Source organism: Alkalimonas sp. NCh-2 (assembly GCF_039631345.1).
In the GTDB taxonomy this organism is placed as follows: Bacteria; Pseudomonadota; Gammaproteobacteria; order Enterobacterales; family Alteromonadaceae; genus Alkalimonas; species Alkalimonas mucilaginosa.
Genome location: NZ_JBDIUV010000001.1, coordinates 621,253 through 642,135 on the forward strand (window position 1 = coordinate 621,253; position 20,883 = coordinate 642,135).

At 50.7% G+C, this 20,883-nt stretch carries 16 protein-coding genes; 1 reads left to right on the forward strand and 15 read right to left on the reverse strand.

The features are described from left to right. Positions 1 to 58: 58 nt before the first annotated feature. The 15 genes from ABC502_RS03025 to rpe form a co-directional block, all read right to left on the reverse strand. The gene (locus ABC502_RS03025) at positions 59 to 7,156 is read right to left on the reverse strand and encodes an FG-GAP-like repeat-containing protein (RefSeq protein WP_345914845.1); all 7,098 of its coding nucleotides are present in this window, start codon (positions 7,154 to 7,156) and stop codon (positions 59 to 61) included. A 35-nt stretch (positions 7,157 to 7,191) separates the two neighbouring features. Then, the gene (locus ABC502_RS03030; RefSeq protein WP_345914846.1) at positions 7,192 to 7,536 is read right to left on the reverse strand and encodes a hypothetical protein; all 345 of its coding nucleotides are present in this window, start codon (positions 7,534 to 7,536) and stop codon (positions 7,192 to 7,194) included. A gap of 189 nt (positions 7,537 to 7,725) precedes the next feature. Next, on the reverse strand, positions 7,726 to 8,532 hold the full coding sequence (gene speD, locus ABC502_RS03035; RefSeq protein WP_345914847.1) for an adenosylmethionine decarboxylase: 807 nt from the start codon (positions 8,530 to 8,532) through the stop codon (positions 7,726 to 7,728). A 56-nt stretch (positions 8,533 to 8,588) separates the two neighbouring features. After that, entirely contained in the window at positions 8,589 to 9,017 is a 429-nt protein-coding gene (locus tag ABC502_RS03040; RefSeq protein WP_330086778.1) for an OsmC family protein, read from the reverse strand. 87 nt (positions 9,018 to 9,104) lie between these two features. Next, positions 9,105 to 9,455 (reverse strand): DUF3802 family protein, encoded by a 351-nt coding sequence (locus ABC502_RS03045; RefSeq protein WP_330086777.1) that lies wholly within the window; start codon positions 9,453 to 9,455, stop codon positions 9,105 to 9,107. A gap of 119 nt (positions 9,456 to 9,574) precedes the next feature. After that, positions 9,575 to 11,044 carry a succinylglutamate-semialdehyde dehydrogenase gene (gene astD / locus ABC502_RS03050; RefSeq protein WP_345914848.1) on the reverse strand — a complete coding sequence of 490 codons (1,470 nt, stop codon included), beginning with the start codon at positions 11,042 to 11,044 and terminating at the stop codon, positions 9,575 to 9,577. Positions 11,045 to 11,098: 54 nt separating this feature from the next. After that, on the reverse strand, positions 11,099 to 12,115 hold the full coding sequence (astA, locus tag ABC502_RS03055; RefSeq protein ID WP_330086775.1) for an arginine N-succinyltransferase: 1,017 nt from the start codon (positions 12,113 to 12,115) through the stop codon (positions 11,099 to 11,101). 146 nt (positions 12,116 to 12,261) lie between these two features. After that, complete coding sequence (locus ABC502_RS03060) at positions 12,262 to 13,482, reverse strand: aspartate aminotransferase family protein (RefSeq protein WP_345914849.1); 1,221 nt, start codon at positions 13,480 to 13,482, stop codon at positions 12,262 to 12,264. Positions 13,483 to 13,779: 297 nt separating this feature from the next. Next, a complete protein-coding gene (locus ABC502_RS03065) occupies positions 13,780 to 14,901 on the reverse strand; it encodes an HDOD domain-containing protein (protein WP_330086773.1) in 1,122 nt (373 codons plus the stop codon). A gap of 71 nt (positions 14,902 to 14,972) precedes the next feature. Beyond that, on the reverse strand, positions 14,973 to 15,575 hold the full coding sequence (locus ABC502_RS03070; protein ID WP_345914850.1) for an aminodeoxychorismate/anthranilate synthase component II: 603 nt from the start codon (positions 15,573 to 15,575) through the stop codon (positions 14,973 to 14,975). 135 nt (positions 15,576 to 15,710) lie between these two features. Further along, positions 15,711 to 17,291: an ATP-binding protein gene (locus ABC502_RS03075; protein WP_345914851.1), complete on the reverse strand. Its 1,581-nt coding sequence runs from the start codon at positions 17,289 to 17,291 to the stop codon at positions 15,711 to 15,713. Between the two features lie 129 nt (positions 17,292 to 17,420). Continuing rightward, a complete protein-coding gene (locus ABC502_RS03080) occupies positions 17,421 to 17,825 on the reverse strand; it encodes a CrcB family protein (RefSeq protein WP_345914853.1) in 405 nt (134 codons plus the stop codon). Further along, entirely contained in the window at positions 17,822 to 18,214 is a 393-nt protein-coding gene (gene crcB / locus ABC502_RS03085) for a fluoride efflux transporter CrcB (protein WP_345914854.1), read from the reverse strand. The genes ABC502_RS03080 and crcB overlap by 4 nt, the downstream gene beginning before the upstream one ends. 11 nt (positions 18,215 to 18,225) lie before the next feature. After that, a complete protein-coding gene (trpS, locus tag ABC502_RS03090) occupies positions 18,226 to 19,230 on the reverse strand; it encodes a tryptophan--tRNA ligase (protein ID WP_330086766.1) in 1,005 nt (334 codons plus the stop codon). A gap of 82 nt (positions 19,231 to 19,312) precedes the next feature. After that, positions 19,313 to 19,984, reverse strand: coding sequence for a ribulose-phosphate 3-epimerase (rpe, locus tag ABC502_RS03095; RefSeq protein WP_330086765.1), 672 nt, complete (start codon positions 19,982 to 19,984; stop codon positions 19,313 to 19,315). A gap of 224 nt (positions 19,985 to 20,208) precedes the next feature. Here rpe and ABC502_RS03100 point away from each other — a divergent pair, with 224 nt between their 5' ends. Next, positions 20,209 to 20,814: a TorF family putative porin gene (locus ABC502_RS03100; RefSeq protein ID WP_330086764.1), complete on the forward strand. Its 606-nt coding sequence runs from the start codon at positions 20,209 to 20,211 to the stop codon at positions 20,812 to 20,814. Positions 20,815 to 20,883 lie beyond the last annotated feature (69 nt).

Consider the following 20,883-nt stretch of genomic DNA (forward strand, 5'->3'; position numbering starts at 1 on the left):
AGTCTCCAAATCCCGCTTATGCAACTCGGAACTATAACGTCAACAATGTTTAACTTTCTTAATGAGTAACTTTACCATCAAGCGATATATTCCAATGACGTCCATTTGGTCGCTGCACATCCCACTCAAATGCCTGGCCACGAGTTCTAGAAGGGCCCTTTGTCCATTCATTACCAAACTTATCCATATATCCACCTCTTGGACCTCGGGGTAAAGGATTATCTGGATGCCAATTTTTAGGAGGGATATATCTTACTTTCCCTTCAGTTGGCAGCTGTGCATTCACATAATGCGAGCGTTTACTCGTTTTAAGAGCCGTTTTAGTGGCTTGCTTACCAGCCCCCCTTAATCCAGCAATAGCAGCAAGCTTATAGGGCAAGGAATCTTTATTAACACCACTATTTGCGGATGTAAAACCCTCTGATAAACCCCAGGTAAAGTTATCTGCTAATCCAGCCGTAAAGTTTAACCAAAAATTACTCTGCTGTGGCAGTTGCCCGGTAAAGACGTATCGCCCCTGATTAAGCCCGCCATCCGCACCACCAGCATACTTAAAGTCAGGAGAATCCAGCAAAACAGCATTCTGGTTCGCCCCTGTGCTACGATCAGCTCCTACACTACTATTCCCAGAGACAACACCATGCCCATCCGTACTGGTTGTTCCCTGGCCATTATTCACCTCACCAGGAGAATCACCATTTCCACCGGATCTTCTTGCCGCATGCGCCTCACCCAGCTCTTGCGGATCGCCCATGACCGAATGGAAAGCCAATCCCTTAGCATACCCCTTCGCCATCCCCCCGGCAAAGTTCGCCATCGCCGTACCACCGCCATCAATGGCACGCATCGCTCCCACCGCCATCTGGGCATAACCATAATACTGATAGGCGGTCATTGCCATGGTAAAGGCGGTGAAGGCAGCACCTGTTAATGTAGCCGCCGCCACATAGTTCACCGCCCAAATCACCAGCATCTGGAAAAAATACCCCGAGGGATCGGTCGCATTGAGCGGATTATTCAGCACATAACTATAGCGGTTAAAGTTCTGAATATTGTTGGGTTGCTGGATAAATGGATCGGCCTGCAGGAAACGCCCCAAAATCGGATCGTACACCCGCCCGCCCATATGCACCAGGCCGACATCATCGATTTGCTCGTGGCCGGTGTAGCCCCGTAAGGTCAAAGCACTGGTTAGCAAGCCAGAACTTGCCTCGGCATGGCGCAGGCCCCAGCTTTCGGTATCACGCCGGGCACCAAACACATCAAAGCTCATCACCTGCTCGGCAACGCCATTGGCATTGGCAACCACATGGGTAGAGCCCAGGTGGTCCCCCAGCATATAACGAATCACTGATTGCGCTGCCGTCTGAGTGGCCAGCTTGCTCACCACCGCTACCCCACCGACATAACGGCGCTGCAACCAGGTGTCGCTGCCCATTCGGATCAGCTCGACATTGCCGATATACCGCGTTTCCTTGATTTGCGGAATAAAGGTGGTGATGCTGCTCATCATAATCGGAATAAAGTTGCCATTGGCACCACCAAACTCGACCCGCTTGTAATGATTGCCGAACGGATCGTAGCTGAAATCAACCTGATAGCTGCCTTTGCTGATGCGGGTTGGTTTGTTCCAGCTGTTGTAGCTTAGCTGGCGCTCGTTATCCCGCACCATATTGCCATTGGCATCGTACTGGTAGCTGTTCGGCCGGGCACCCGTTACCCGGGTCACCGCATGCGGCCGGGCACTCTCGTAGTGATAGGTACCCACCCCGGTTTTGGAGGTGATATTGCCCAGCGCATTGTAAGCGATGGTGACATTGGTATTGCCTTTCGGGCTGGTAATACGGCTGGTGCGTACCCGGTTTAAGGTGTCGTAAGTGAAATCTTCCTTATTCCCCAGCGTATCATCCCGCCGCCATTCCAGGTTGCCCAGCTCATCCCAGCGGTAATGCCAGTTTTGCAATTGCGGCTGGCCGCTGGCAGTGGTTTGAATGCGGGTAAGCAAGCCGGTGTTGGCATCGTACTGCCGGGTGCGGTTGATGCGGTCACCCAGCCGATCCTGAGTGATATTGCCCAGCGCATCCGCAGCCGTAGCTTGCCAGTAGCGGCGCGCTGAGCCGCCGGAACGTATGTCTTTATCATCGATACTGGTCAGCCAGTGGTGGCTGTTGTAGTTGTACACCAGACCACCGCCGGTGGCGTCAGTTTCGGTGCGCAGCCGACCCAGGCTGTCGTAACTCCACTGCTGGGTGTAAGTCGCCCCATCGTCAAAGCGGATAGTCTCCTGCCGTTTGCGGGCAAAGGTATCGTAGGCGTAGCTGATGCGGTAGTTGGTCTTTTTATCCTCGACCGAGCTGACTTGGCCTATGGCATAAGCCCCAGTATCGTAACGAGTTTCGACATCGTGTTCGATGGCACCGGCTGGCGTTTTACGCAGCATCCGGCTTTGCCGGCCCAGCAGATCGTAACTGTACTCCACCAGCTGGCCTTTGGCATCCTGCTGCCGGATCAGTTCATGAAAGCCATTGTAGACATAGTTGGTAACGCCAGCATCCGGATCGGTAATGCGGGTTTTGTTGCCCCATTTGTCGTAACGTACCACCAGGTTCTTGCCACTTGGGCCTGCCAGTATGGTGCTCTTGCCATTGGCATCGTAGTAGTACCAGGCCTGGCTACCAACCGCATCAATCACCTGCACCAAGTCGCCGGCACTGTTGTGCACTTCAGTGGTACGCCGATTGCCCGGCGCTATGCTGACCGTGGTCAGGCCATTGTACTCAGTCTGCCAAAGCGAGCCATCTGGCCGGGTAACATCGAGCACCCGGCCCTGCTCATCGTAGCTGTAGAGAGTCGCCGCCGGATTGCTGCTGCCGGCATAATAAGGAATGGTCTCCCGCTCGACCCGGCCTTTGGCGTCGTAGAAGGTATCGCTGTACACCCAGCTGCCATTAAAGCCACGGGTGCTGCTGCGTACTTCGCGCCCCAGTAAATCCGCATACACCCTGCGGGTGGCGGTACCTGGTGCCAGGTACTCGGTGAAATACGACGCTGTGGCCGGACAATGACTGGTATTGGCAGTACACCAGTATTGGCTTTGACTGCTCACCAGCACGGCGGAGCCGGTTTTGCTGGTATTATTGGCGGGTGTCGTGGTGGTACGGATTAAACGCCCCAGGCCATTGTAATCATTGTAAACACGCTGACCATTGGCGTACTGGGTGTAATTAAGCAAACCACGATTGGTGTAATCGTAAGTAGTTCTTTGCCCAAGAGCATTTTCTTCCCACAGCAGATAACGGCCAGCACCATCATAGCCGCGATTTGCGACCCTGGATGCCATACCAGTGGCTGATACGGTTTCCCGGGTGATTAAACCAAAAGCATTGAGTACATAAGTGGTGCTAATGCCACTGTCGGAGATCATTGAGGTTAAGCGCCCACGGCTATCGTAACCAAAACTGTTTTGCAACGTGATAGCAGCTGGTTGCGTCTGATTGCCATAATGATGACGCCGCTCTTTACGCACTATTTTGCTGGTAAGACGGCCACCAAAGTGCTGGCCTTCCAGGGTATACCCATTAGTGGTGGTGCTGGTGATAGTGCTGTAGGCATCCTCCAGCTTGTCAATTTGAGTCAGAGGCTGACCAAACAAATCGATGCTGGTGATTTGTTGTGTTTGGGTAGAGATCACCCCACCCGAAGCGGTATCGGTATTGTATAACCGTGTTGTGGAGCTGGTTGGGTAGGCAAAGCGCGTTTGGGTTTTATTACTGTTGGTACTGAACAAACTGTTGGCGCGCAGAGCATAGCTGGTGGTGGTGTCGCTTTTTAAGCGCCAATTGCTGTTGGAAGTTGATACGGATGACGTACTAAAACCATCGGTCTGCGCTTGCCACGCGGACTTATACGGCTGCTGGCAAATCCGATGGTCAAAGCATGGATCCGGATTACAAAAACCCGGGTTGATCAAGCAAGGGTCAATCGGGGTCGTACCACCAGCCGAAGGGTTACGGATCTCTACCCGAACATTGCTGACATTGCCCCGATAGTCGCCATCCTGCCGGTAAGTCATGGTGGTGCGCTGACCAGCGGCTAAGCTGGTGATTTGAACTTGCTCAAAGCCCAGCATGCCGCGACCAACCTGCATCTTGCCGCCAGTGTATGCGTAGGTCAGCCGGTCCTGTGACGTTTGCACAGTACGCACCACAGGCACTGCCCCTTTGATATCACGAACTAAATGACCATTCCCCCAGTTTTTGGAAGGGCCATCACTGCGACGCTCATGCACCCCTGGTACAGCCAACGTCGAGTAATTAACCGTTGTGCGCTCGTTGTAACCATCCACCACTTGCACAATGCGATCCCGCCCGGTATCAGTGCGGTATTTGATTTCATAACGGCCGCTGAAACGGAGAAAGTCCACCGCACCATTACCATTCATATCAATCAGGTGAGAACTCCAGTAATCCTCATTCATGCCATCCGAAAAGAAATCGCGCCGAACAAACTGCTGACCGACCATTTCCAGCAACTGGAAATCAAATCTAAAATTGAACGGTGGTCTACCAGAAGTCCTGACTAACTTTTTATCAAGGACCTGCAAGCGGCCATCGCCATAAATATCCACCAGTTTCAACTGCTCTTGATCAATTACGGCTATCGGGATAGCAGCCTCAAAACCATTGCCGTTATTGAGCCGTAAAAACCACATTTTATCGGAGCTACGGCGGTACAGGATATCAGCCAAGCCATCACCATTAACATCGGCTGGTTGCACCTGATCAATATCTCTTCTGTTCCCTATAGTTACGTATTCATTCAGAGTTGTTCGGTTGGCTGCCACCAGTATTTTCCAAAACACTGAGCTGTAAGAGTTGCTTTGGGCAGCAAAATCCATGCGTTGCAGCCCAGCTTTTGTTTCACTCAGCTCTGGTTTTTCCTCTGCATCCTCAACAAAATGATGCACCGGATACAAGCCATCTTCAGAGGCCGGCAAGAGAACATCACTGCGCATGCTTGGAATGCTTGCACTCAAGCTTCTCATCTGTTGCTCATCGCATGGTGGTAGATGGCAGGGACGTATAGGCGGATTGGGGTCCACATAGGTTTGCCGAACCTGCATAATAAAGTCGGCTTTGCCGTTACCGGTAAAGTCAGTCGCAGGCATAGTGTTGTCTTCACGATCGAAAGGCACCAAACTAACGGTATAATTGGGACCTGGGCTGTTTAGATTGACCTGCACCGTTTCTGCTGCACTGGCAAAGCCAGTTTTGGTGCCCCGCTGAACAGACAAACGGTTATTGACTGTATGAAGCAACTCAGGCAAGCCATCGCCATCCATATCCACCACATGGGTGTAGGCATCACCGCTGGTTTGAGGCAAGCCAGCAATCCGGCTGTTGGTAAACCCAGTGCCATTGTAACGAATTTGATACCAATAACCATCGGTATGCCGATAGATAATTTCATCCTGGCCATCTTTGTCCATATCGACAATTTTCCAGGTATTGCGGAAAGATTTATGAGCAGCGTGATTCAATTGCCACCGCTCAACAATATCGGTACCAGTGTTTTCTATCAAATACAAATGGTCGTAGGAACTCCCTCTGTTGTTGCGAACATAGGCAATATCGAGCAAGCCATCACCATTAAAATCCCACATCTGGTGGCCTTTGTAGCGACTATTACGTGAAATAGTGCCACTGGTTTCGTCAGTAAAGTCATTAAAATTTCGCTGATTCCATGCAAACTGGGTAGGGCTTAAGCATAGGTTGTTTGCATCGCAGGCCGTGATACTTTGCAGCCGAGATGGAGCATTTGCCCCTAGTACAGCTGCATTATGATAGCTAAGGTTGTAACGACGCAACAGATTGCCGTTGGCTCTGGACTCAACCCGTTGTAACCGCTGAGTGGTGGTAATGGCCTGGCCGGCAACATAACTCAGCAATTTATCCGGGCGTGTTGCTTCATAGATAAACCGCACTTCATTGCCCGGGTTTATCCCACCATTGCCGGTATAACGCACATGGGTTAGATAAAACTCCAGGCTGTTTGCTACCTGTTGATAATGAAAGGTGTAAAAATTGCCGGAGGCATCCTGCACCCGTTTCAAAGCCCAGACAAAAGCCCGGCTGTTATTGGCTAATACCAAAGCATCATTATCGCTGCCATGGCGGCCAAAGAAATAGGTATTGCCCTGAGTATCGCTTACTTCAAAACTGACGGGACCGGTAACGCCACTGCCTGTTTTTGATACAATACGCTCAAAAGAGCTCTGCACAGTGCGATATTCGGTATTATTGGCACCATAGGTCTGGCCATTGCGCGCAATCAGTTGCTGACCATCCAGACAGAAACGATCATTGGCCGAGAAATCCACCCGCGTGATGGTGCCATTGAGCTCTAAGTTCTGTTCACAGCGCGCGATGCTGCGCAGGCCACCGATTGCCCAACCGACCCCAAGATGCCCGTTTGGTGCTCCGGAACTGTAATTCAGTGATAGTTGTGGTTGGAACTGACCTGTTGATGGTGCCAAAGTCAGCGGAACATTGTAAGAAAACTCGCCTGACGGCGTAACCTGATGCTCACCGGCCAAGCTACCTACATAATCCCCTTGTTGGTATGCAACGGAAAAACCTTCGGCTTGAGCATAACGGACAGTACCTGCAGCCATATCGACCAAATCAAGGCGGCCATTTTGATTGATATCCTGAAATTGCATCTGCTCGCTCACAGTACTGCCGATGCTGTACGAGCGCGCTTGTGGCGATATACCACGGCTTTGCAGATGGGACACCAACAACTCTAGGCCATCACGGGTTTGTAGCAAGAGATCAGGCTGCCCATCCCCACTGAAATCACCACGGTAGCGCTTACCAACTTCTGTCAACATGGCTCTCAGTGCTTCGAACTGAGCTCGGGTTAACCGCTCTACCCTAAAGTGATCACCATCTTTGATAATGCGCAAATACGGATAATCTTCCCGTGCCCGCAAAACAGGTGAAAGCTCATCGGCATGGCTGATGATTGTTGCAGGTACCTCTACATAATAGTCACCACTCCAGTCTACCCAGACGGTACCAGCCCAAAGGGGGCGCAGCATAGCGAAGAAAGCCAAAGAGCAGATAAATAATACGCGAGCGCAGAACGAAGCCATGCCTAGAGTCCCTTCCAAAAATAAATCAGGATAAGTTATTCGACGACCAGTATTTCTACTTCAGAAACAATGCAATAGGTTTCACTGGGTTCAAAACGAATCATTAGTGGGGTATTGGATGCGATAGCTGTTAACACAATGGCATGCTGACTTTTAAATAGCATGGAATTCGCCGCCATTTTTGCATAACGACCAGCATAAAGTTCACAGTCAAGCGCTGCATTGACGCCTGCAGGAAAACCAAGCTGTACATCGGTTGCCGTAGTTTTTAGTGATTGTAGAAAGGTATTGGTGACACCTGCACACTGCAAAGCAGAACACTCCGCATTTGCTAACGCAGAAAAAAACACCAGCATCATTGTGACGAAAAGCCGTTTCATATCCACCTCCATATTTAACAAAGGTGGCTTTTATAAATCATGCCAAGAAAAAAAACAACAAAAATAAATAAATGTAAACAACCCAAATGAAAGCTGTTAGCAATAGCTTTGATAGCTACCTTTTCATCAAAACTAGTCCAATAAAAAACCGCTCAGCTGAGCGGTTTTTTATTGGACTGATGGCCAAGCTTACTTCACATCCGGCAAATTACGGCCATAGAAGATTTCGCGGATTTCTTTAAACACCTTGCTGCTGATTTCTTTCACCTGCTCTTTGTTCATCGAATCGGTGCCGACACCAAACAGATAGTTGTCTAAGTCACCTTGTTTTAGCATCATCTTGGTGTGGAACAGGTTTTCCTGGTACACATTCACATCAATCATTTGAAACGCATTTTTGGTTTCCTCATCCATAAAGTTCTGGATGGAGCTGATCGGGTGATCGATGTAGTGCTTGGTACCACTGACATCACGGGTAAAGCCACGCACCCGGTAGTCGATGGTGACCACGTCGGATTCAAAGCTGTGGATCAGGAAGTTCAGCGCTTTTAATGGCGAAATAATGCCACAGGTCGATACCTCGATATCGGCACGAAAGGTGCAAATACCATCGTGTGGATGCACTTCCGGGTAGGTATGCACACAAATATGGCTTTTATCCAGGTGCGCCACCACGGTCTCCGGCAAGGGGCCCGGGTTCTCCGAGTTATCCGGGTTTTCCAGCACTGGCTCTTCACTTACCAGTATAGTCACACTGGCACCTTGCGGATCGTAATCCTGGCGGGCAATGTTCAGTACATTGGCGCCGATGATATCTACTACTTCACACAGAATATCGGTTAAACGGTCGGCATTGTACTGCTCGTCGATGTACTCAATGTACTCTTGGCGGTGCTGTTCCGTTTTGGCGTAACAGATATCGTAGATGCTAAAGCTTAAGCTTTTGGTCAAATTATTAAAGCCATGCAGCTTTATTTTCTCAAACGGATTGATCACTTAGTGTGCTCTCCACTCCTGTTGCTCTGCGGCACCAGTTGTTTGATGACAGGAAGTTAGTCGGCGCTGGCCAACCCTTCCGCGGCTTTTACACTGTAGGAGTGCGAGACCTGGACACTTTTAGCCAGCATCAGCGACACCGAACAGTACTTATCGGCGGATAGCTCTACCGCCCTGGCCACCTGCTTTTCATTGAGGGACACACCGGTGACCTCAAAATGCAGATGCATTTTGGTAAAAACCCGTGGAATGCTGTCAGCCCGCTCTGCGGTTAGCTTTACTTCACAATGCAGCACCTGCTGCCGGGCTTTTTGTAAAATACTGACTACATCTACCGAAGAACAGGCTCCGGCTGACATCAGCAACATCTCCATAGGGCTTGGTGCCGTACTTTGCTCTTTATTGGCATCAAACACCACCTGGTGACCGCTGCCGGACTGACCGACAAAAGTCATCGAGTCCAGCCATTTTACGGATGCTTCCATCGCAAAAAACCTCGGTATGATCACAAAGGGGGCATATTCTAGCGAAAACTTTGCCAAGCCGCCAGAGTATGACTAAAGGGAATTGCGCTAATCAAGCAGATCAACGACCGCATTATCGAACAGGTTCTTAATCAACAAAGCAACTTCGCTAATAATTTCAGCTTGTTCCTCAGTCACAGGCTTCTCCAGCACGCTGGACAGCACTTCCTGAAAGTCGTACATAATGCCATCGACCTCCCGGATAATGACGCTGCGGTGGTTCACTTCCAGCTCAGTGTGTTGAGTACAAAGCTGAATAATTTGCTCCGCGATGCACTCTTCTAAAAACTCCCCCACACTTTTGTTGCCTGCGGCCGGCGTGCCTGATTGCTCAAACAACGACAGGTTTTCTGCCAGAAACTGGATCAAGTGTTCGTAGCCGGGTTTATCGATCACCATGGTCGTGATACTGCCTTAAAGAGTGCTGTAGTTGCCTAACAGTTAAGCAAAATTTGGCCCAGAAAACAAATCGGGGCTTAAGCCCCGATCAAATTTATCGTTGTCTTTATTCTTTTGGCTTAGAACTTCAGGCCTGGCGACAACTGCTCAGGCAGCTGCACTTTATCCAGCTCGACCGAAGCAACCGGGTAAGCGCAATAATCAGCCGCATAATAAGCACTGGCACGATGGTTGCCACTTTTACCAATGCCACCAAAAGGTGCTGCTGAACTGGCGCCGGTAATAGGACGGTTCCAGTTGACGATACCAGCACGAATACGACGGAAAAAGTGCTCATACAATTCTGCACTGTCACTAAGCAAACCGGCCGATAGGCCAAAACTGGTCCGGTTAGCCGCATCAATAGCCGCATCAAAATCAGTAAAGCGGAACACTTTCAATAATGGGCCAAAATGCTCATCATCCGGAAAATCCTGAATGTTGCTGCAATCGATGATGCCCGGAGACACCAGGCCAGTATCTGCTTGCAGATGCTTCATCTCCAGCAGCGAGCGCCCGCCCATTTTTTGCAGCTGGCTTTGTACATCCAACATGCCTTTGGCGGCTGCCACCGAAATCATCGCCCCCATAAATGGCTGATCGTCATCGTCGTACAAACCGACCTTGATGTTGGCGGTGACATCCAGCAAACGGGCCAGAATACGATCGCCCTGCTCGGTCGCCGGCAAAAACAGTTTGCGGGCGCAGGTACAACGCTGGCCAGAGGAGATAAACGCCGACTGGACGATATCGTGTACAGCAGCATCAATATCTGCCACATCCTGCACCAACAATGGGTTGTTGCCGCCCATCTCCAGTGCCAGAATTTTTTCCGGCCGACCGGCAAATTGCTGATGCAAAATATGGCCGGTACGGGAGCTGCCGGTAAAGAACAAGCCATCGATATCGTCATGGCTGGCTAACGCTTTGCCGGTTTCCACTTCACCTTGCAGCAAACTCAGCACACCAGCTGGCAAGCCAGCCTGTTGCCACAACTTCACTGTTAACTCGGCTACCTTGGGTGTCAGCTCACTTGGTTTGAACAGCACGGTGTTGCCAGCCAGCAAGGCCGGTACGATATGACCATTGGGTAAGTGGCCTGGGAAGTTGTAAGGACCAAACACCGCCACTACGCCATGCGGCTTGTGCCGCAGGAAAGCTTTGCCTTGTGGCATGGGGTTTTCTTTGCTGCCGGTACGCTCCTGGTAAGCACGCACTGAGATGTCAATTTTGCCGATCATGGCCGCCACTTCAGTGCGGGTTTCCCACAAGGGTTTACCCGTTTCTTCCGCGATACAAGCTGCCAGCACTTCCTTTTTTTCGGTCAGTTGCTCACCAAAAGCTTTCACAAAGCCTAAACGCTCGTCAAAGCTGAGCTGACCCCAGCTGTACTGGGCTGCACGGGCTGAAGCGACTGCAGCGTTAACCTGAGCAACGGACGCCGCCTTTCCCTGCCATAGTTGTTGGTTCTTAGCTGGATCAATGGATACAAACGAATGGCCTTCGCCCTCCAGCCACTCCCCCTGAATAAATTGTACAGGACTTGTCATACTACTCCCCTTAATTAGTTCCATCCCCAAACTGATGTTGCAGGATGACAGGACTTAAATCCTGGTTAAACGAACCCAGTCGCCAGCTTGCACCAGCAACCCTTCGGCACAGGATGCAGGCAGCACCACTTCATCGCTGTCTTCTGGCACGGATAACTCCAGCCAGGTGGCGCGGAAACTCTGCAGCTTGGTGTTGCATACCATATAGGGCTGACCTTTGCTCACGTCACCAATACGCACCTGCCGCTTTTCACTATCACGCGCCGAACGGATATGCTCCAGATTGGCCTCGACGGTTGGGCCTGCATCGAAAATATCAACATAGCCGCGATGTGAGAACCCCTCCGACTGCAGCAATGAAATAGCCGGCCGGGTTTTTCCATGTACCTGCCCAATCACCGCTTGCGCTTCTTTACTCAGCAAGCTGACATAAATTGGATACTTTGGCATCAATTCAGCAATAAAGACTTTCTGTCCAATGCCGGTCAGATAATCTGCTGTCGGGAAGTCTACTGAAAAAAAGTGTTCCTGTAACCACTGCCAGAATGGTGAGTTGCCATTTTCATCAGAAACCCCGCGCATTTCGGCAATAATCCGATCCGAGAAACGCTCACTGAATTCTTTTAAAAATAAAAAGCGGAACTTGGACAGCAACTTGCCGTTGTTTTTCTGACGGCAATTTTCCCGTAAAAACAAGGTACAAAGTTCACTGGCACCCGTGTAGTCGTTGCACAAAGTGAGAATATCCACCGTTTTGTAGACATTCAGTGAGCGTGAGCTGTGCACCACCTTGCCCAGATGATAGTGGTAGAAAGCATCATCCAGCCCTACCGCAGCTTCCAGCGCGCTGGTGCCCATCACCTGACCAGTTTGGGTATCTTCCAGTACAAACAGATAGCCTTCATCGCCAGGCGATGTCACGGCTTTTTGAAACGATCGTTCTGAGCGGCTGATTTTACGCATCAGCAGCTCATCATTCACCGGTAAGGAGGTAAAGCCATGGCCAGACTCCACGGCAATGTCGTACAGTGCTGCGTAGTCATCGGCACGGATTGGGCGAATCACAATCATTGTCGCTTTCTCCAGTTGCATCCCCCAGGCTTTGCAGCAACTAGCAACAGTGCCGTTTGCAAGCCAGCGGGATTGAGATAAAAGAGGCAGCCAGGCCGCCTCAGTGCTTCATTTACGACGCTGTAGCGCCTTATTGCTTTTATTAGTTAAGCCGCACTTACCACTTGAGCGACGGCTTTTTCAAAACATTCCATGCCAGCCAGAATATCCTGCTCGGTAATCACCAGCGATGGTGCAAAGCGCACCACATTCACACCCGCAACCAACACCATCAGGCCATGCTCGGCTGCTGCCAGCAAGAAGTCACGTGCCCGCCCCTGGTAGCGCTCATTCAGCACAGCGCCAAGCAACATGCCCTGCCCGCGTACCTCACTGAATACCTGATACTGCTCGTTAATAGCAGCCAGTCGCTGCCGGAACAGCTGCTCTTTGGCCAAGACCCCTGACAGTACGGCTGGTGTATTGACGGTATCCAGCACCGCTTCAGCTACGGCACACGCCAAAGGGTTACCACCATAGGTGCTGCCGTGCGTTCCTACTTTCAAATGCTGAGCAATTTCGCTGGTGGTTAGCATGGCACCTATCGGGAAGCCCCCCCCCAGGGATTTAGCAGTGGTCAGAATATCCGGTTGTACTTGATAGTTCATATAGGCATACAACTGGCCGGTACGACCTACACCGGTTTGTACTTCATCCATCACCAGTAAGGCCTGGTGCTGATCACACAAAGCCCGCAGGCCTTGCAAGAACTCCTGAGTGGCAGGAATAATTCCTCCCTCCCCCTGAATGGGTTCCAGCACCACGGCGCAGGTGCGCTCACTGATCAAAGCTTTAACGCTGTCGAGGTTATTAAACTCGGCATGCAGCACAGCACCAGGCTTGGGGCCAAAACCATCGGAGTAACTGGCCTGACCGCCAACAGTGACAGTAAAGAAAGTACGGCCATGAAAACTTTTACTAAAGGAGATGATGTCTTGTTTGTGTTCGCCATGCACATCCAGTGCCCAGCGACGCGCCAGCTTGAAGGCAGCCTCATTGGCTTCGGCACCGGAGTTGGCAAAGTACACTTTTTCAGCAAAGGTATGCTGTACCAGCTTAGCCGCCAACCGCAGTGCAGGCTCGTTGGTCAGCACATTGCTCAGGTGCCATAGCTTGTCGGCCTGATCTTTTAACGCCGAGACTAAAGCAGGGTGGCAATGGCCTAAGCTGCTCACCGCAATGCCTCCGGCAAAATCGACGTACTCACGGCCGTCCTGATCCCATACGCGGGAGCCCTGGCCTTTGACCGGGATCATAGCGGCAGGCGCGTAGTTTGGCACCATAACTTCATCAAACAGACTGCGTGTGACCTGAATTTGTTCTGCCATTTCTCGATTACCTCTTTATGCTGTCGGCTTGGAGCAGGCGTCTGCGGCGCCTGCATCCCTTGTCGGATTGCAGCATTATTGCAGAATATTTCAGCGCTGTCTGCACTTCAAAAGTCAGCAAAGCCAATAAAAACAAGGGCTGCAGATAGATTTGCACGGGGAATGAATAAGTACGCAGCGGCTATTCAGCGAAAATTCAGCCAGCAACCGGAGCAGCCAAGCAAGCGTCCTTGCTGGCTGCAAAGCTGCTGACAAAGCAACCAGTCCATCAAGGTTGCATGTTTATCGGAAAAAAAATTATCCATCCATATCGAGTTTCAGTAAATTGGTTTGCAACAACAGCTGTAAAGCATCTTTGCTCATCCCTACCGATTTAAGCATGCTTTGCATTTCGTCTGCACTGAGTCGATTGCGCTTTTTTAACTGTTGCCATTGCACAAAGGTTTGCGCTTGTTGCACCACCCTGGCCATTGGCGAAGCGCCACTATAACCAACTCCTTCTGCTAGCTGATCCAGGGTTTGGCACAGCGGCAACCGCTGTAAGCCCCATAGTGAGGTTAAATCTGCACTTAACACTGCCGCATGGGCGGTAAACTGTTCACTAAGAAACTCTGCCTCTGGCTCCAGTACATCCAGTGCATCAATCAGCCCTATATCACGTGCTTCTCTGGCTTTAAGCAGTTCCTCGCGCTTTACCTGCTGGTAGGTTTTTAAGTAGCTCCGGACCACCGCAACATGACCCAGCGTATGGAACAAGCCGCTACAAAAAGCAGTGTATCTGTGCTCACGGTACAAATCTGCCAGCGCCCTGGCGGCATTGGCAGTGGCCAGGCTGTATTCCCAGAGGACCGTTTTCAAACCATGGAATGGCTCCGTCGAATGCGGCATGCAGCGTTTCATGCCATACAGCGGGATGAGCAACTGCAGTGCCTCCAGACCAAGAAAGCGCAATCCTGTCTTCACATCTTTGATCAACGCACCTGACGCCGTCCGGTTACGATACTTCGGCTGATTAATAAGCTTCAGCAAGTCTTCTACCAACCAGGGGACTTTTTTAATCGCCGGATCCAGCTGATTCAATGTCACCGCCTTGGCACTTAATAAATCCAGCAGCGCGTAATATGCTGGCGTTAATTCAAACAAGCTTGCTTTCACGTCATCCAGCGAGGTAAGACGCTCAGCCAGCAAGTCAGCCACCTGATCATGCAGGTGCGCCTGAGCAAACTCACCAAATTGAGCTTTGGCTTTGGCATCGGCTAATCGCGCCTGGCGTGCTGCAGCTTCTACTGCAAGTAAGGTGCGCTCCTGAACCGGCAGTTGCTGCCGATGGAGGTGTTGTTGACGTTTTTCAGGATCAACGCCTATCAGGACATCAAAAAAGCGTAATGTAACGTCGGGTCCTACCGTTGGAGCATTCATCACTGAATTCAGGCCTTGTACTTTAATTTAGGAAAACATTATTTGCATACTGCTTAGGCTGACTGCAGCTGTCAAGCTTGATTATCAAGCTGTTTATTTTGCAGCAAAAACTGCTGAAGCAATGCCAAACCTGCATCCGATAAGATGGCTTCAGGATGAAACTGCACACCATATAAAGGCAAATCACGATGCTGTAACGCCATCAATTCACCAGCCTGTACTTCTGTCGCTTCCGCCCAGGCCAACGGCACCAGGCTGCTGGGTAAACTGGCACTATCCACCAACAGGGAATGATACCGGGTAATGCTAAGCGGATTTGGTAAGCCCCGGAAAATCGACTGATTGTTATGCCGGATCCAGGAGTTTTTTCCATGCATCACCTGACGTGCCCGCACCACGTTAGCCCCAAACGCCTGAGCTATCGTCTGATGCCCCAGGCACACCCCCAGTATTGGTATGTTACCGGCAAAGTGCTGCACCGCAGCCAACGAAATCCCCGCCTGCTCCGGTGTACCGGGCCCGGGTGAAATCACCAGATAATCCGGCGCCAGCTGTGCAATACCAGCCAAATCAATGGCGTCGTTCCGCCGCACTACCACCTGCTGGCCCAGTTGCTGGAAATACTGCACCAGATTCCAAGTAAAGGAATCGTAGTTGTCGATCATTAGCAGCATAACACATCCGCGTTAAGTGGCTTGCTGCCTTTCGCTCCAGGTCAAGTGGCACAAGCATACTAAAGAATGGCCGCTATTCTATACCTAAGTAACCTCAAGATGCGAGTTTCAGAATCGCTGGGCGCTGTCGCATGCTCAGACAGATCGCAGTGGAAAACGTACAAAAAAATGACTACCTTGCCCTGGCTCCGAATAAAAGCCAATATCGCCATGCATGGCTTCAACCAACTCTTTACACAATGCCAAACCAAGGCCAGTTCCACCTTTTGCCTTAGAACTACTGGCATCGGCCTGCGAAAAGCGCTGAAAAATTCTCTCTTTAAAATGCTCAGGAATGCCAGGCCCCTCATCCTGCACCATGATTTCAAGCCAGGCATCATTCTGGCAGGAGGCACTTAGCACCACTGTGCCGCCATCAGGGGAAAACTTGAACGCATTGGATAGCAGATTGGCCAATACTTGCAATAACCGATGCTCATCAATCTCCACCCGGACTTGCTGCACCTCTGCTGCGATAAGTAACTGCAATGACACCTGACGTTGCTCTGCATAGACCCTGTGATCATTCCAACAGCGATCCAGGATAGGGCCAATGTATTGAGCTTCCAGCTCAAACTCCATTTTCCCTGCCACTAATTTTTCAATATCGAGTAAATCATCAATTAAACGCTGCAAGCGAATACCATTGCTGCCTGCAATAGCCAATAAAGTTTTACCTTGCCCGGTCAATCCTTGCAGCTCAGTCGCACTTAGCAGTTTCAAAGCACCATTGACCGCCGTCAGTGGTGTTCGCAGCTCATGACTGACGGTCGCCACAAACTCATCCTTCAGTTGCTGCAAACGCATACGCTCCGTGATATCCATAATAAATCCATTCAGATAAAGTACAGTGCCGTCCTCGTTGTACTCGACCTGCCCCCGCTCCTCCACCCAACGTGCATAGCCATCCCGGTGCATAACCCGGTAATGCAACAACCAACTGCTGTTCGCAGCGATAGATGCCGTTACAACCTGCTCTAACCGGTCCCTGTCATCCGGATGAATCACACTGGCATAGCTGCGGGCTGAATTTTGCAGAAAATCACTGGCGGGATAGCCGGATAACGGATCGATGCTGCTGCTCATGTACAGCATGGTCCAGTTTGCATCCGCTTTACAGCGATAACTAATACCCGGAATATTAGTTACTAAGGCTTTAAATTGATCCCTGCTTTCCCGCAAGGCTCTTTCTTGCAAGCGGTCATGGATCTCCTGTTCGACCGCGTCGGCGAATTGCCGCAAGATATGGCGTTCTTTAGCACTGAGCTGCCGCGGTTCGGAACTGATCAGACACAAGGTGCCTATCCGTAAACCACTTACTGCCAGTGGCGCACCGGCATAAAAGCGGATCTTTGGCGAGCCTGTGACTAGAGGGTTATCCGCAAAGCGACTATCCTTGTGCGCATCAGGCACCTCCAGGATGTCGGATTGCAAGATAGTGTGGCCACAAAACGAAATAGAGCGGGCAGTCTCACACACGGCGAGCCCCTGGCGCGATTTAAACCATTGCCGCTCTTTGTCGACCAAAGAAATCAGCACAACTTCTACGGCCAGACACTGTTGTACCAGTTGCGTTAAGCGATCAAAACGGGACTCTTGCCGGCTATCCAGCAAGCCTGTGTCATACAAGGCCACCAGCCTGGCTGGTTCATTATCAGGGATCGAAGGTGCTTTCATTGGGCTTGCTGCTCTGCTTGTTTTTGGCAACACCTGCGCCAGTATGCAAACAAACAGGCACAAGGTTCAATCTAACCAGAGTCTAGCTGCCAATAAAGCACTGAGCCAGGAAAATACTCTATCGGGCTGTTAACCCACTCTCACTGAGTAACACTGAGCCAGCTTGTATCCAAGCCAGACCGCCAGCAACCAGCTGCAGAGTGATATCAGCACATAGCCACTGGCCCAGCCGACAGCCCCAGCCAGCATCAGCTGCAGCCAATCCAGGCTAAATAGTGAAAACGTAGTGAAACCACCGCAAAAGCCAGCCAGCACAAACTGTTTCTGTGCTTCGCTGACCTGCCAGCGTCCACTGGCCCCAGCCATGGTGGCGTAAAAGCCAATAAAGACAGAGCCAAACAGATTCACCAGAAAAGTGGCCCAGGGCCAGAGTACATCCGGTTGATGCAACCACACAGACAGCAGCAAGCGCAGGCTGGCCCCAAGCCCCGAGCCCAGCCCAACCAACAAGTAGATGTGCGGACGAATGCTCACCCATGCCCCCAGTAAAAACCAAGTGCTGCTGAGCACAGGCCAAGCGAAAGCGTCAGCAACACATTGATCAGCGCCCCCTGCCATTGGCCTGCTTGCCAGAGGCTTAAGGTTTGCAGGCTAAAACTGGAGACCGTGGTGTAAGCACCAAAAAAACCGATACCTAGCACCAGCCAAAGCAGTTCAGCTTGTTCTGCCCTGGCCAGGCTGGCAGCCAGAAAACCCAAGGCCACAGCGCCACTGCAGTTCACCAGCAAAGTGCCCCATGGCAGCACCATGCCCAGTCGGCGACTCAGTACATTGCTGAGCCAAAAACGCAACATGCCGCCACCGGCCGCTGCCAGGAAAAACAATAAGCCCTCTACAGCAGTCAGCGACAGTGGCGTATTCACTCAAGCACTCATTAAGGTAAGACAAAGCCGACGGCGTCGTACACTTTGCGTAAGGTATCGGCAGCACGATGCCGCGCTTGCTCAGCCCCCTGATGCAGTACTTGATGCATCAGATTTTGATCGGCCCGGATTTCTTTAAAACGCTGCTGCAAGGGTTCAAGCAAGGCGACCACGGCATCAGCCACATCGGTTTTTAAGTGGCCATACATCTTGCCTTCGTAGTCGGCTTCCAGCTCAGCGACCGTTTTGCCGGTGACGCCACTTAAAATACTCAGCAAATTGGCAACCCCGGGCTTAGCCTCCAGATCAAAAGTCACCCGCGGTGGATCGTCCGAGTCAGTCACGGCCCGCTTGATTTTTTTGGCAATGACTTTGGGATCTTCCAATAAACCAATAAAGTTTTGCGGGTTGTCGTCGGATTTTGACATTTTTTTCGTCGGATCCTGCAAACTCATTACCCGGGCTGCGACTTTAGGAATGAAAGGCTCAGGCACCGTAAACACATCCCCATGCACCGCATTAAAGCGCATTGCCACATCACGAGCCAACTCCAGGTGTTGCTTTTGGTCCTGACCAACCGGAATTTGATTGGCCTGGTACAGTAAAATATCGGCAGCCATCAGTACCGGATAGGTAAAGAGGCCGGCATTGATGTTGTTGTTGTGGCGCTCGGATTTATCTTTAAATTGTGTCATCCGCCCCAATTCACCAAACTGGGTGTAGCAATTGAGCACCCAGGCCAGTTGGCTGTGCTCAGCAACATGGGACTGCATAAAGATACTGGAGCGCTCAGGATCAATACCACAGGCCAAATACAACGCCAGACTATCCAGGGAAGCATTTCTAAGTGCTGTAGGGTCTTGCCGCACGGTAATGGCATGCAAATCGACGATGCAATACAAGCAGTTGTAATCGTCCTGCATCTGATCCCATTGCCGCAGTGCGCCCAGGTAATTGCCTATGGTTAGTTGTCCTGAGGGTTGCGCTCCACTTAGCACAATCGGCTTGCTTGTCATAAATCTTTCCGTCTTAAGAGAGTAAAAAATATTGCTGGAGTATAACCGCTTCGCATAGTGCGACACAGCAGGAAACGACGTTTTAGCTGACTTTAGCCAACTCTGCCCGCATCGCATCAATGGTATCGCGGTAGCTGCTACTGTTAAAAATGGCTGAACCGGCGACAAACATATCAGCACCAGCCGCCGCAATCTCAGCAATGTTGTCGGTTTTGACGCCCCCATCGACTTCCAGCCGGATGGGCCGACCTGATTGTTCGATCAACTGCCTAACCTGTTTTAGCTTGTGCAAGGTAGAAGGAATAAAGCTTTGTCCACCAAAACCGGGATTCACCGACATCAGTAAGATCAAATCAACTTTATCCAGCAGATAATCCAGCACCGAAAGTGGTGTAGCCGGGTTGAGCACCACCCCAGCCTCACAGCCATGTTGTTTAATCAACTGCACAGTGCGGTCAACATGACGGCTGGCTTCCGGGTGGAAGCTGATGATACTGGCTCCGGCCTCCGCAAATTGCGGTACCAGTGCATCCACCGGCTCTACCATTAAATGCACATCAATCGGTGCTTTGATGCCATAATCCCGCAATGCCTGGCATAGCATAGGACCAAAAGTCAGATTAGGCACATAGTGATTGTCCATCACATCAAAATGCACCACATCAGCACCAGCGGCCAACACCAGATCCACATCCTCACCTAAACGGGCGAAATCGGCAGATAAAATAGAGGGCGCAATTAAATAAGGTTGCATGACTGAGTTCTCCCACCAGTTAAGAGTGGCTACTTTACTGAATTTACATCTGAAAAGCACCCGCCTTCATTGCACAAAAAGCAGGCAGCACTGCACCAGCACAGCCCATTTAGCCTAAGTTCAAAACCGCAAACTAATCTCAAAACATTGATTTTAAAAATTAAAACTTAGTGGCACGTATTTTGGAATCTGGGTGTGATAACCAAAACATAAGGACAACTACCATGAAGAAAACAATGTTAGCCAGCGCACTGGTCTTGGCTCTGGGCAGCCTGCCGGCGGCTCAGGCGGATGAAGTTGGTATTAGCGCTGAAGTCAGCGGTATGACCAAATACGTATTCCGGGGTTACAAACTCACCAATCACTTTCATATTCAAGGTTCCATCGAAGCGGACTACAAAGGTTTTTACGCTGGTTTTTGGGGTACGACCGACCAGGAGGTTGGTTCGGAAACCAATCTGTATCTTGGGTACGGTTTTGATGTCAGTGAGAGTCTGGCACTGGATTTTGGGGTACTGCAATACCGCTTCGATGGCATTGATGAAGATTACCTGGAATACCATATCGGCCTCGACTTTGGTTTTGCAGGGCTGGTTTTCTACTACGACGAATTTGATAATATCTACATTGAAGCCAGTACCGAGTTTGCCTTGAACGACCAATGGAGTATTGGTTTGCATGCCGGCTGGGAAGACTCGGACGAGTCCCTGTACGATATCGGCATCAGCCTGAATTACGCCATTACCGATACCTTAACTGCCTCGGCCTTTGCTACCAAAAAAGAAAGTGGTGATCGGGCTGTGTTCTTTGGCCTGACAGCCTCATTCTGAGCAACAGATCAACACAAAAGTAAATAACTTGTATCCCGGACGAATTTTTGCTATGGTATGCCCCATAGT

Bases quoted from the DNA above. Each gene is read 5' to 3' on its own strand.
- ABC502_RS03065 (WP_330086773.1), bottom strand. From the start codon at position 14,901: ATGAATGCTCCAACGGTAGGACCCGACGTTACATTACGCTTTTTTGAT.
- ABC502_RS03040 (WP_330086778.1), bottom strand. From the start codon at position 9,017: ATGGAAGCATCCGTAAAATGGCTGGACTCGATGACTTTTGTCGGTCAG.
- ABC502_RS03030 (WP_345914846.1), bottom strand. From the start codon at position 7,536: ATGAAACGGCTTTTCGTCACAATGATGCTGGTGTTTTTTTCTGCGTTA.
- ABC502_RS03045 (WP_330086777.1), bottom strand. From the start codon at position 9,455: ATGGTGATCGATAAACCCGGCTACGAACACTTGATCCAGTTTCTGGCA.
- ABC502_RS03070 (WP_345914850.1), bottom strand. From the start codon at position 15,575: ATGCTGCTAATGATCGACAACTACGATTCCTTTACTTGGAATCTGGTG.
- astA (WP_330086775.1), bottom strand. From the start codon at position 12,115: ATGATTGTGATTCGCCCAATCCGTGCCGATGACTACGCAGCACTGTAC.
- ABC502_RS03025 (WP_345914845.1), bottom strand. From the start codon at position 7,156: ATGGCTTCGTTCTGCGCTCGCGTATTATTTATCTGCTCTTTGGCTTTC.
- trpS (WP_330086766.1), bottom strand. From the start codon at position 19,230: ATGACAAGCAAGCCGATTGTGCTAAGTGGAGCGCAACCCTCAGGACAA.
- astD (WP_345914848.1), bottom strand. From the start codon at position 11,044: ATGACAAGTCCTGTACAATTTATTCAGGGGGAGTGGCTGGAGGGCGAA.
- rpe (WP_330086765.1), bottom strand. From the start codon at position 19,984: ATGCAACCTTATTTAATTGCGCCCTCTATTTTATCTGCCGATTTCGCC.
- ABC502_RS03100 (WP_330086764.1), top strand. From the start codon at position 20,209: ATGAAGAAAACAATGTTAGCCAGCGCACTGGTCTTGGCTCTGGGCAGC.
- ABC502_RS03075 (WP_345914851.1), bottom strand. From the start codon at position 17,291: ATGAAAGCACCTTCGATCCCTGATAATGAACCAGCCAGGCTGGTGGCC.
- ABC502_RS03060 (WP_345914849.1), bottom strand. From the start codon at position 13,482: ATGGCAGAACAAATTCAGGTCACACGCAGTCTGTTTGATGAAGTTATG.